The organism is Pseudoalteromonas ulvae UL12 (assembly GCF_014925405.1).
Taxonomy (GTDB): domain Bacteria; phylum Pseudomonadota; class Gammaproteobacteria; order Enterobacterales; family Alteromonadaceae; genus Pseudoalteromonas; species Pseudoalteromonas ulvae.
This window is the reverse complement of record NZ_AQHJ01000034.1, coordinates 98,816-111,280: the sequence shown is the minus strand read 5'-3', so window position 1 is coordinate 111,280 and position 12,465 is coordinate 98,816. Positions and strand designations below refer to the sequence as shown.

Here is a 12,465-nt window from a genome sequence, read left to right as displayed (position 1 = left end):
GATCACTATTTTACTAATTAGAGCGCCTTTTTCTCCTTTATGATGATTTTTTATACATCTATTTTTCAAAAAGAGAAAAAAGCAACTCATTACGCTGCTTTTTTCAACCCTTTTTACTGATCACACTTAGTATAAATACGATCTTTACTGGCCACATTCCGATCTTAGTTAGTTAAGATCTGATCCCGGTTGATAAAATATTGATCCTCGATCTGAACGCTTGATAAAAATATGATCCAAAAAAAAAGCGAAAACTAAGTTTTCGCTTTTAATCACGTGCATCGTTACTTTTGCGCTATTTGCCAAACAGCCACTGAACCCGATAATTCGTTACCGATAACCAATAAAGCCTCACCTGTAGCACTGTGCTCAGCACGAATAAACTTCATGCCTTCAGGCGCCAAATCTCCAGAAATATCAGCACCTTCAACTAAACCTCGATTAATAAAATAATCAACAAACTGCGTGTTATATGGATTAGTCACATCGTAAACGAGCACGCCACCCATTCGTTCAAGGCCAATAAATGCAAGCGTCCGCTCGCCTACTTTACCCACAGCCAATGCTTCAGGCTCCGCCCCTTTTGCATCTGAGCGGGTATCACCTTCATTGGTATCTTCATCATTATTAAATGCCGCACCATGTATTGATGCGGTAATCCGATCAACTTGATCCCCCGAGTCAAATACGACCAAACCGTTGCTATCCCAAATAGTAAATGATCGCGCCCCATAGGTATAAAGTGCTTCGTAGCGACCATCTTGATCCGCATCACCTTTTACTGTGGTGACTTTCAAGCGACCAATATCGTCATTATCATTATTTAGATAAGAAAAGTTATCAGCTAGGTTCAAATCTTTGACACGAGATTCATCAACATACGATAAACAACCATCATCCGAATCAAAATCTAGCCCACCTGCGGCCAAACAACTTACTTCATCTGCCGCATCAAAAAAGTATTCTCGCCCGTCCCCCTCATTGGCGGTCACCAAAAACTCAGCACCTTGCCAAGTAAAATTAGTAATCGTATCGGGCTGATACATGCCAAATAAACCTGGATATTGCTTGAAATTCACGCCACCATCTTTATCGGAGGCATCAAAACTTAAATTAGACCAGTCTTTAAAACCTAATCCTTGTAATTTAACGCTGTTATCTTGCAAATCAATAATGAGCAATGCGTTATTTTCTTGTACTGTGACATAAGCAGTCTTGCTATCAGAACTGATCGTGATGTACTCAGGCTCAAGATCCATCGCCACTGTCGTATTAATCAATTGGCCTTTTATAGTCCGACCAGTCGGATTTGCAAACATGACGCCTTGTTGCTCTAAGGCCGCTTGTTGTGTATTAAATTGCGTTAAGCCAATATCTGTGGCTATTTGCTCTGGTCCCGTTGTTGTCATCGTAATAATGGATACTGATCCTTCAGGATCCACTGAATAATCACCAGCAGGTTCACCTTCATTTGCAACAACGACTTTACTGCCATCTGGTGTAAACGTCACCATGTCTGGTAAATAACCAACCACAACATTTTGAACAAACACAGGTGCCTCACCACTTATATCATAAAAAGCAATGCTGCCTTTTTCACCTGTTTCACGGGCCATGGCGACCGCAAGCCATTTGTCATCATTTGAAATAGCAATACTATTGGCATCACCCGGTGTGTGAGCAGTTAAATCAATACTGATTGCGGGCAATAAATTCGTATCCGTCACCACTCCTTCATTATTTTTGACTAAGGCAGCAGTATCAAACGACGTAGCAGGAATTATTTCAACACTTGGTTTATCACCCGAGCTATTAATGGCATAAATCCACTGCTTAGATGCTTGATACGCCACAACTTCAGCAGCCCCTTCAGGAGACTCAGTGTTTAAAACCGCTCGGCCAATTAACTGGATGTCAAATAAACCTGAAGTATTCTGACCATTTTGGCCATTAGCTCCAGCTTGCCCAGTTTCACCGACTGCGCCTGCTGGACCTGCTTTGCCATCTTCGCCATCGAGCGAACACCCACTTAAAGCAACGACTAACCCCAGTGCAATAACCGATTTTTTATACATCTTTAACATCCTGATAGTGAAATTTTAAAAGCCACTAGCAGACCACGATTCAATGACACTTTCATGCCAGTGATATGACAAATTTTTTGCATAAAAAAACCCGCGTTGCGGGCTTTTTTTATCAAACGTAACCGTTATTTAATTTTCGCAGCCAGTTCACCTGACAGGTATTTTAAATGCATTTCATCAAGAGAAATTGGTTTGATCTTACCAGCTTGACCCGCGGTACCAAACGATTCATAACGAGCAATACAAATTTCAGTCATCGCTTTGGTCGCTTCAGCTAAAAACTTACGAGGATCAAAATTAGATGGATTAAGCGCTAAATGACGACGAATCGCTCCTGTTGATGCTAAACGTAAATCGGTATCAATATTGACTTTACGCACACCGTGCTTGATCCCTTCGACGATTTGTTCAACTGGTACACCGTAAGTTTCTGGGATCTCTCCACCGTATTCATTAATCACTGCTAACCACTCTTGCGGCACTGAAGACGAACCGTGCATGACTAAGTGTGTATTTGGAATACGTGCATGAATTTCTTTGATACGGTCGATTGCTAAGATGTCATCTGTTGGTGGACGAGTAAACTTATATGCGCCATGTGATGTACCACAGGCAATTGCTAAAGCATCAACACCCGTTTTCTTAACAAAATCAGCGGCCTCTTCTGGGTCAGTAAGAAGTTGTTCCAAATCTAACTTGCCCACAGCTCCAATACCATCTTCTTCGCCTGCTTCACCGGTTTCTAATGAGCCAAGTACCCCTAACTCACCCTCAACTGACACACCACATGCATGTGCAAGTTCAACAGTACGGCGTGTTACATCAACGTTGTATTCATAAGTTGAAGGCGTTTTACCATCAGACATTAAAGAACCATCCATCATCACTGATGAAAAGCCTAATTGAATTGAACGCTGGCACACGTCAGGTGAAGTTCCGTGATCTTGATGCATCACAACCGGAATATGTGGCCATTCTTCTACTGCAGCTAAAATCATATGACGAATGAATGGGGCACCGGCATAAGCACGGGCTCCAGCAGAACCTTGTACAATTACAGGGCTATTGGTTCTGTCAGCCGCTTCCATAATCGCGCGCATTTGCTCTTGGTTATTGACGTTAAAGGCAGGAACGCCGTAACCATTTTCTGCTGCGTGATCTAAAAGTTGACGCATACTGATTAAAGCCATATTGGTTTTCTCCAATTGCGATAGCAATGTAATTGCCATCTAGTTTTGAACGGTTAGATTAATTTATTTTGAAACAGTCAGATCCTTAACTGAATCAAGGGCTTTACACTAGTTAAAACCCTAAATTAAACACTGCACGAAAGTGAGAGAGAGTGCAGTGTTCAATGAGTATAGGACGAGTCCTTATTTTGCGCGTGATTCTAACATCGCAACAGCCGGAAGTTGTTTCCCTTCTAAAAACTCTAAGAAAGCACCGCCACCTGTTGAAATATAAGAAATTTTATCAGCAACACCATATTTATCGATAGCAGCAAGTGTGTCACCACCACCCGCAATAGAAAACGCGTTTGATTCAGCAATCGCGTTTGCAATCGCCTGCGTGCCATTACCAAACTGATCGAATTCAAATACACCCACAGGGCCATTCCAGACAACAGTGCCCGCATTTTTAATAATGGTCGCTAATTGTTTTGCCGAGTCTGGGCCGATGTCAAAAATCATGTCATCTGCTGTGACTTCGCTCACATCTTTGAGTGTAGCCACGGCAGACTCAGAAAACTCTGATCCGACGACGACATCCGTAGGCACTGGAATATCGCCATTATTAGCTTTTGCATCAGCGGTCAGTTTATTGGCTTCATCAATTAAATCAGCCTCATATAAAGACTTTCCAACTGGGTGACCCGCAGCTGCGATAAAAGTATTGGCAATACCGCCACCTGTCACTAATTGATCGACAATTTTAGAAAGTGAATCAAGTACCGTTAATTTAGTCGACACTTTTGAGCCACCAACAATCGCCACAAGTGGACGAGCGGGGTTATCAAGGGCTTTGCCAAGTGCTTCTAGTTCAGCTGCGAGTAATGGACCTGCACATGCGATAGGCGCATAAAGTCCGACACCATGAGTTGACGCTTGTGCGCGGTGCGCTGTACCAAACGCATCCATCACATAGACATCACATAATGCGGCTAATTGTTTAGCTAAGACTTCATCGTCTTTTTTCTCGCCAATATTAAAACGCACATTTTCAAATACCACGACTTCATTTGTTTCAACTGCGACGCCGTCTAAATAATCTTTTTCTAAACGTACTGGGCAATCAAGTACGTCATTTAAATAGTTAACAACTGGAGCAAGCGAGAATTCTTCGTCATATTCACCTTCAACAGGGCGACCTAAATGTGACATCACCATTACTTTCGCGCCCTTTTCTAACGCTAATTTAATCGTGGGTAACGAGGCACGGATACGCGCATCTGACGTTACTTTGCCATCTTTAACGGGTACGTTTAAATCTTCACGGATCAGAACGCGTTTGCCTGCTAAATCTAAATCGGCCATTTTAATGACTGACATCTTGTGCTCCTTTTTAAACTAAAATTCGCTTATCAACGATAAACGAGCTAAATCAAACAGTTGTTATGGCTACTTAGCCTGCATCATGGCGTAAGAGGTATCGAGCATTCGGTGGGCAAAGCCCCACTCGTTATCACACCAGACTAATAATTTTACTAAACGTTTATGACTAACACGTGTCTGTGTTCCGTCAATGATACAAGAATGCGGGTCATGATTGAAATCCACTGAGACCAAAGGCTCCTCGGTATAATCTAAAATACCGGTTAACCGCCCGCTTGCTGCGGCTTTAATCACACGATTGATATCTGCCAACGACACATCGCTGTTTAACGTGACGCTCAAATCCATCGCTGTAACATTAATAGTTGGCACACGCACTGCTATCGCTTCAAAGCGGCCATGAAATTTAGGCAAAATACGCTCGATACCGCGTGCTAATTTGGTATCAACAGGAATAATCGATTGACTCGCCGCACGGGTACGACGTAAATCAGGATGATAAGCATCTATCACTTGCTGATCATGCATTGACGCATGAATAGTGGTAATCGCACCAGATTCTATCCCAAAGGCATCATCAATCACTTTAATAACCGGAACAATACAGTTGGTTGTGCACGAGCCATTAGAGACGATTGAATGTGACGAAGTCAGCTCATCATCGTTAATACCATAAACAATCGTAGCATCCATATCCGCATCGGCAGGTTGTGAAAACAACACTTTCTTTGCACCTGCATTTAAATGAACTTGCGCATGCTCGCGCGAATGAAATACACCGGTACACTCTAAGACGACATCGACATCAAGCGATTGCCAAGGGAGTTTTTCTGGAGATGTTTCGGCAAAAAGTTGAATTTCATCGTTTGCCACTCGCAACGTCGAACCATCCAAATTAACAGGAAATTTAAATCGACCGTGGGAAGTGTCGTATTTTAGCAGATGAGCGATGCCTTCAGGCTCGGCGAGTTCATTAATCGCTACCACTTTGAAGCGATCATGTTGGTTTGACTCATAAAGCGCACGTACGATATTACGACCAATACGACCAAAACCATTTATTGCCAATCTAATTGTCATCGAAATAAGGGTTCCGAATGATTTTACTTATCTTGAGCTGGATTATCAGAACTTTAAACGAATCTTAAAGTGTATGAACAACAACGTCAGATTTACATTTAATGAATGGCGCTATTGTAATCGACCTTGACCAAGTTCCATAGCGAAAATAACTAATAATAAGATTAGAAAATTTAGGGCAATGCAAATCAACGAAACTGTAGCGCCTATTTTTTCTTTACAACACATAAAAAAGCCAGTCATGGATGTCCATGACTGGCTTTTTTAACTTGATAAATAAAGTACTTAGAACAGCTCAAGCGATTTGGCGACAATATTGTCAACGGTAAAACCAAAGTGCTTAAATAACTCACCAGCAGGTGCTGATTCACCAAACGTCGTCATACCAATGACAGCACCGTTTAAACCAACATATTTATACCAATAATCAGCAATACCAGCTTCAATCGCAACACGGCGGCTAATCGCTGCAGGTAAAACCGACTCTTTGTATGCTGCATCTTGCGCTTCAAAAACATCCGTTGAAGGCATTGAAACAACGCGAACTTGTTTACCTTGTGCGCGCAGCTCTGCAGCAGAATCTTGTGCTAACTGCACTTCAGAACCCGTTGCAATCAAAATAATCTCAGGATTGCCATCACACGATAAAACATAACCACCTTTTGCGACATTAGCTAACTGCTCTGCCGAACGTGTTTGTTGTGCTAAGTTCTGACGAGAGAAAATCAACGACGTAGGACCATCTTTACGCTCAATGGCAGCTTTCCACGCCACTGCAGATTCAACCTGATCACATGGGCGCCAGTTATCTAAGTTAGGTGTTAAGCGCATACTCGCAATTTGTTCCACTGGCTGATGGGTTGGACCATCTTCACCTAAGCCGATTGAATCATGGGTGTAAACAAAAATAGAAGGTTGCTTCATTAATGCCGCCATGCGCACTGCATTACGAGCATATTCCATAAACATGAGGAAAGTCGCACCGTAAGGTACAAAGCCTTTGTGCAGCGCAATACCATTCATAATCGCTGACATACCAAACTCACGCACACCATAAAACACATAATTTCCAGATGCATCTTGCGCTGTTAAGCTCTTAGAGCCAGACCAAAGTGTTAAGTTAGAACCAGCTAAATCCGCTGAACCGCCCATAAACTCAGGAAGTAGTGGGCCAAATGCTTCTAGTGCATTTTGTGATGCTTTACGAGAGGCGATATCGGCTGGTGTTGCTTGTAATTGTTCAATATAAGCTTGTGATTTCTCAGCCCATTCAGCTGGAAGTTCGTTATTATTACGACGAACAAATTCAGCTGCCAGCTCTGGGTATGCTGCTTTATACGCTGCAAATTTAGTATTCCAGCTCGCTTCTAAATCAGAACCTTTTGCTTTGTTATCCCATGCTTCATAAACATCAGCTGGAATATCAAATGCCCCATGCTCCCACCCTAAAAATTCACGAGCTGCAGTAATTTCTGCATCACCTAACGGTGCACCATGGCAATCATGGCTGCCTGATTTGTTTGGTGAACCAAAACCGATAATGGTTTTACAACAAATAAGTGTTGGCTTGTCTGATTGTGCACGTGCTTCATCTATTGCTGCACGTACCGCTTCACTATCGTGACCATCGACATTACGTACCACGTGCCAACCATAGGCTTCGAAACGCGCTGGGGTATCATCGGTAAACCAACCTTCGACTTCACCATCAATTGAAATGCCATTGTCATCCCAAAAAGCAACCAATTTGCCAAGCCCTAACGTACCGGCAAGTGAACATGCTTCATGAGAAATACCTTCCATTAAACAACCATCGCCCAAAAAGGCGTAGGTGAAATGGTCGACAATGTCATGACCGTCGCGATTAAACTGAGCTGCTAACGCTTTTTCGGCAATCGCCATACCCACTGCATTGGTGATCCCTTGGCCAAGTGGTCCCGTAGTGGTCTCAATACCCGGTGCATATCCATACTCTGGATGACCTGGTGTTTTTGAATGCATTTGACGGAAATTTTTCAAGTCATCAATAGAAAGGTCATAACCACTTAAATGTAAAAGAGAATAAATTAGCATTGAACCGTGACCATTTGAGAGTATAAATCGATCTCGGTCTGCCCACTCTGGATTTGTTGGGTTGTGATTTAAATAATCACGCCATAAAACTTCGGCGATATCTGCCATGCCCATCGGGGCTCCAGGGTGACCAGAATTGGCCTTTTGTACTGCGTCCATTGATAAGACACGAATTGCATTAGCAAGTTCTTTGCGAGACGGCATGAATTCTCCTACCTTTAAGTGTGTTTGCGCTGGTTGTAAGTCCCAATTAGTTTGGGGATGCATCTATTCTTACTTATTAAACCAGTCGGAGCAATGAAAAAACCCGCAATAATAGTGCTTGTTTGTTACTTATTAATAACAATGCGTTATTAAAAATTTAATTTAGCCATCTAGGCGTAAAAACACTATGAAAAAATCTCACTTTCATATAAAATACGCGCCTAAATTTTTTCCTGCGCAAATCCACCTACGTGGGCGCGATTTTTGAGAGTATAAATAAAATGGCAAGACATTTATTTACTTCTGAATCTGTATCTGAAGGTCATCCGGATAAAATTGCCGATCAGATTTCTGATGCGGTTCTAGATGCAATTTTAGAGCAAGACCCTAAAGCACGCGTAGCCTGCGAAACATATGTTAAAACTGGTATGGTCATGGTAGGTGGTGAAGTCACTACAAGCGCATGGGTAGATATCGAAGAATTAACTCGTAAAACTGTACGCGAAATCGGTTACACCCACTCAGATATGGGTTTTGACGCTGACTCATGTGCAATTTTAAATACCATTGGTAAGCAATCACCAGACATCAATCAAGGTGTTGATCGCTCTCGTCCAGAAGAGCAAGGTGCAGGTGACCAAGGTTTAATGTTTGGTTATGCATGTAACGAAACTGATGTACTTATGCCAGCACCAATTACTTACTCACATCGTTTAGTTCAGCGCCAAGCTGAAGTAAGAAAAAGCGGTGAGTTGAACTGGTTACGCCCAGATGCAAAATCACAAGTAACGTTTGCTTACGAAAACGGCATTGCTGTTGGCATCGATGCAGTTGTATTATCAACTCAGCACTGTGATTCAATTGCACAAAATGACTTAGTTGAAGCGGTCATGGAAACGATCATCAAGCCAGTTCTTCCTGCTGAACTAATTACTAGTGCGACGAAGTTTTTCATCAACCCTACAGGTCGTTTCGTAATCGGTGGCCCAATGGGTGACTGTGGTCTTACAGGTCGTAAAATCATCGTTGATACATACGGTGGTATGGCACGTCACGGTGGCGGTGCTTTCTCTGGTAAAGATCCTTCAAAAGTTGACCGTTCAGCAGCGTATGCAGCACGTTATGTTGCTAAAAACATTGTCGCTGCTGGTCTTGCTGACAAATGTGAACTACAAGTTTCTTACGCAATTGGTGTAGCTGAGCCTACTTCAATCAGTGTTGAAACTTTTGGCACAGGTAAATTAGATGAAGCACGCTTAATCGAAATTATCCGTGAGCACTTCGACTTACGCCCATACGGTATTTTAACGATGCTTGATCTTGAGCGTCCAATTTACCAACCAACTGCGGCATACGGCCACTTTGGTCGTGAAGAATTCCCATGGGAAAAAACAGACAAAGCGGACGCACTACGCGCAGCTGCAGGTCTGTAATTAACTAACTTAGGTTAGTTAAATGTAAAAAAGGCGCCTAGAGCGCCTTTTTTATTGCTTTGAGTTTTCCAATGTCTTTTTCAATTGACTTAATGTAGTCAAGGCACTCTTTAATACTAATTTATTTGTGAGCCAATCAGGTAATAAACCATTGGGATCCGCTGACGCTTGATATTCGATATTAACCTTTTCACCATCTAGCGGCGTCACAAGCCAAGATGCTGCCATATCTTTTAAGCGAACTAAATGCTCTACATCATTTAATTGCTCAAACTCAGCCAATGATGGATGACGATCGGTAATCTGTAAATCTAGCCGCCCGTTTGCAGTAAATTGATAACGCGAATAAGTGACCATATATCGGTTTTTGAACGGCCATGGCGCAAAAAATTCAGTATATACAATATATTCCAGCTCAGAAGGATGCGATAACACTGTCACTATTTTTGCTCTATCGAGCCAATTAGGTGCCTGCGTCGTATCTTGCATCACCTTCATAAAGTTCGAAACGCTGGCTGTGGCTTCAAATTCAGCTTTGATCCGCACCTGCCCTGAGGGCATTGCTTGCTGATACAAAGCAATGCCATTTTTGACAGTCACTGGCCGCCACGCTAACGGCTCTGCATAAACATTACTCCAAACTAACAGTATGAGCAGAGCAAAATAACGAGGCATTTTATCTAACGCCAATAAGGGACTTGTTTTTGTGTCACCAACCGACTTTGCTCCATTGCTGCAAGTAGATTATCTGTTTTTTGCCCGAGCCACGTTTGAATATGCAGTAAGTCGTCACTTTCTTGCTGCTCACACAGCTCACGTAAATAATCTAAAGTACTGAGCTCATCAATCCCTTCGATAATATCAAACCAAGGGCTGCGAAATTCATCTCGACTTTGTTTCGAAAATAATGCACCTAAACATGCACCACTTAACAGGTTACGTTGTAACTGCTGCTTTTGCGCTAAGTAATCTTGGGTTGAAAATGCATGCTTAACAGGGAAAATAGCATTTATTTCTTGCCAGTCTTTTTCAAATAGCTTGGCGGCAATATCAACAACTTTTTCTTGTGCTGCTTGTTCTTGCTCTGCAGACCAGGTTTGTCGCCACTTTCTATCGACTAAAAAAGTAGTCAAATCAAGAACCAAGTTGTTATAACGTGGTGATTGAAAAATAGCTTTGATGGCTGCTATTCGAGGTCGTCGCTGTCTTAAGCCAGTGATCATACTGTCAAGCGTCGGCGCTTTACTGATTTTCTTGTAGAACACATGCTTTTTAGAGGTAAATGTCTTAATTTGAATCGCCGTTTCAACCCAAGCAAAACTTTGCATCACCCACTTTAATTCTTGACGTAAATGTTCAGTGCTTTGTTTATCGACCACAGCTTCGAATAACCACAATGCATGACGAATTAATGTAATTCCGTCAATCATGCGTTTTAAAGTTTTAAACTTGGCATCTTCGAAATAACACTGCTCATGTTTTTGTACAAAGGCTATCGCATAATTCAAACAAGCACTAAATGCTTGCTCTTGATTCATATCAGATTTTAGCGGCACAAAATTGATGTACTTATCGGCTTTAAGAGGCTTTTTATCTGCCAGCATATAACCACGAGCCGCTTTACTATACAAACCTAAACGCACTTCTTGGCAATTAATCAGCTGCTTTGCTAAAGCAAATACATCACTACGTTGGCCTTTTTTCAATTCCATCTCAACTTCGCAAATCACCTCGACTTGCCCGCTGGCGTTTATCTCACCTTTATCTAATACGACTTCGATTTCAGAACCATTGTCAGTTTCAATCAACCAAGTACGGCGAATAAAGTTCGTGCTAAAAATAGGATACAAACTATGATTAATCGCCGCAACTTGCATGCCATGAGGCCAAATCCCTTCCGGAAAAGCCTGTAAATCAGGACGCTTACTTTCTAGTGGTAAGTTATACTCTGGCCGTTGATGCAAGCCACCCACGACTTGCCCTGCTAATTTGATAGTTTGTTCGCATTCATTATCACAACATCGAGTTCGCAAACCAATATCCAATGCCCGAAGCTCTCTGCTTGGAGTATCAAAATAGGCATTAAGTAAGTTACGTGCGGGATAATTCGTTACTTTTTTGGCAAACTGAGTAATTAACGCGGGTAATTGAGTGATGACTTTTTCTGAAACGAGAAATTTCAGTTCTATCTCTGTATCCATAGAGGTTAGATAGCTTTATATTAATTCATAGAAGTCACCAAAATAACTATCCCGCTGACAGATTGCAAATTTTTTACTTAAATTACCTTCAAACGATACTGATTTCTCCGATAACTTGCTATTACAGTGGGAAATTCATACTATTTGTTTGCTAACAATCATAATTAATTATCAAAGGTTTGGGATGTTTAAACATTTATTATTTATTGCCGCATTAACCATTGCACCATGGGCCACGCAAGCAGAAACAGACACTGAAAACACCCCCTCAGATCAAAGCGTTTATATCATTGATGATTTATATGTATATATGCATGCAGGTGCAGGAAAAAACTTTCGAATTTTAGGGTCTGTCACCGCTGGTACACAGCTTATTCAGCTAGCCGTTGAAGAAGGCTACGCACAAGTTAAAGATGACAAAGGACGCACAGGATGGGTCGACCAACGTTTTATCACAAAACAGCCCGGTATGAGTGTTGAAATTGTGACGTTAAAAGACAAGTTGATGGCCAATGAACAATTACTGGCTAGCAATGCTAACATCGTCCCACAATTACAAGATGCGAATTCACAACTTGAACAACTCAACGCACAACTCAAACAAAAGCTAGCTGATGCATTGAATAACAATCAGCAGCATACTCAGCAACAAAGACAAAACAGCGAAAAAGAAAAACGTGAACTATTAATGTATGGTGCTGCAATCGCCTTCACAGGGCTGTTGTTTGGCATCATTATTACTCTGATTTTATCTCGCCGTAGACGCCATGATGGCTGGGCATAAACAACCTTTCTAAAAAATCATTCAAGATATAAAAAAGCACCTCAGGTGCTTTTT

At 41.9% G+C, this 12,465-nt stretch carries 9 protein-coding genes; 2 read left to right on the top strand and 7 right to left on the bottom strand.

Annotation, left to right across the window (positions count from 1 at the left end):
• Positions 1-284 precede the first annotated feature (284 nt).
• The 5 genes from PULV_RS17185 to tkt form a co-directional block, all read right to left on the bottom strand.
• Positions 285-2,075, bottom strand: a complete 1,791-nt coding sequence (locus PULV_RS17185) for a choice-of-anchor I family protein (protein WP_193332338.1) — start codon at positions 2,073-2,075, stop codon at positions 285-287.
• A 134-nt stretch (positions 2,076-2,209) separates the two neighbouring features.
• Positions 2,210-3,274 carry a class II fructose-bisphosphate aldolase gene (gene fba / locus PULV_RS17180; RefSeq protein ID WP_193332337.1) on the bottom strand — a complete coding sequence of 355 codons (1,065 nt, stop codon included), beginning with the start codon at positions 3,272-3,274 and terminating at the stop codon, positions 2,210-2,212.
• Between the two features lie 183 nt (positions 3,275-3,457).
• On the bottom strand, positions 3,458-4,633 hold the full coding sequence (locus PULV_RS17175) for a phosphoglycerate kinase (RefSeq protein WP_193332336.1): 1,176 nt from the start codon (positions 4,631-4,633) through the stop codon (positions 3,458-3,460).
• Positions 4,634-4,702: 69 nt separating this feature from the next.
• The gene (gene epd, locus PULV_RS17170; RefSeq protein ID WP_086744344.1) at positions 4,703-5,716 is read right to left on the bottom strand and encodes an erythrose-4-phosphate dehydrogenase; all 1,014 of its coding nucleotides are present in this window, start codon (positions 5,714-5,716) and stop codon (positions 4,703-4,705) included.
• Positions 5,717-6,001: 285 nt separating this feature from the next.
• Entirely contained in the window at positions 6,002-7,993 is a 1,992-nt protein-coding gene (gene tkt, locus PULV_RS17165) for a transketolase (RefSeq protein ID WP_193332335.1), read from the bottom strand.
• 281 nt (positions 7,994-8,274) lie between these two features.
• Between tkt and metK the strand changes: the two genes are divergently transcribed.
• Complete coding sequence (gene metK, locus PULV_RS17160) at positions 8,275-9,426, top strand: methionine adenosyltransferase (RefSeq protein ID WP_086744343.1); 1,152 nt, start codon at positions 8,275-8,277, stop codon at positions 9,424-9,426.
• Positions 9,427-9,477: 51 nt separating this feature from the next.
• On the opposite strand, the gene PULV_RS17155 is transcribed toward metK, so the two are convergent.
• Both PULV_RS17155 and PULV_RS17150 read right to left on the bottom strand, forming a co-directional pair.
• A complete protein-coding gene (locus tag PULV_RS17155; protein ID WP_086744342.1) occupies positions 9,478-10,101 on the bottom strand; it encodes an START domain-containing protein in 624 nt (207 codons plus the stop codon).
• 5 nt (positions 10,102-10,106) lie between these two features.
• The gene (locus PULV_RS17150; protein ID WP_086744341.1) at positions 10,107-11,627 is read right to left on the bottom strand and encodes a CYTH and CHAD domain-containing protein; all 1,521 of its coding nucleotides are present in this window, start codon (positions 11,625-11,627) and stop codon (positions 10,107-10,109) included.
• 184 nt (positions 11,628-11,811) lie between these two features.
• Between PULV_RS17150 and PULV_RS17145 the strand changes: the two genes are divergently transcribed.
• Positions 11,812-12,411: a TIGR04211 family SH3 domain-containing protein gene (locus tag PULV_RS17145; RefSeq protein ID WP_086744340.1), complete on the top strand. Its 600-nt coding sequence runs from the start codon at positions 11,812-11,814 to the stop codon at positions 12,409-12,411.
• The last annotated feature ends 54 nt before the right edge of the window (positions 12,412-12,465 follow it).

Coding starts and splice junctions, on each gene's coding strand:
- PULV_RS17185 (WP_193332338.1), bottom strand. CDS start 2,075: ATGTATAAAAAATCGGTTATTGCACTGGGGTTAGTCGTTGCTTTAAGT.
- fba (WP_193332337.1), bottom strand. CDS start 3,274: ATGGCTTTAATCAGTATGCGTCAACTTTTAGATCACGCAGCAGAAAAT.
- PULV_RS17175 (WP_193332336.1), bottom strand. CDS start 4,633: ATGTCAGTCATTAAAATGGCCGATTTAGATTTAGCAGGCAAACGCGTT.
- epd (WP_086744344.1), bottom strand. CDS start 5,716: ATGACAATTAGATTGGCAATAAATGGTTTTGGTCGTATTGGTCGTAAT.
- tkt (WP_193332335.1), bottom strand. CDS start 7,993: ATGCCGTCTCGCAAAGAACTTGCTAATGCAATTCGTGTCTTATCAATG.
- metK (WP_086744343.1), top strand. CDS start 8,275: ATGGCAAGACATTTATTTACTTCTGAATCTGTATCTGAAGGTCATCCG.
- PULV_RS17155 (WP_086744342.1), bottom strand. CDS start 10,101: ATGCCTCGTTATTTTGCTCTGCTCATACTGTTAGTTTGGAGTAATGTT.
- PULV_RS17150 (WP_086744341.1), bottom strand. CDS start 11,627: ATGGATACAGAGATAGAACTGAAATTTCTCGTTTCAGAAAAAGTCATC.
- PULV_RS17145 (WP_086744340.1), top strand. CDS start 11,812: ATGTTTAAACATTTATTATTTATTGCCGCATTAACCATTGCACCATGG.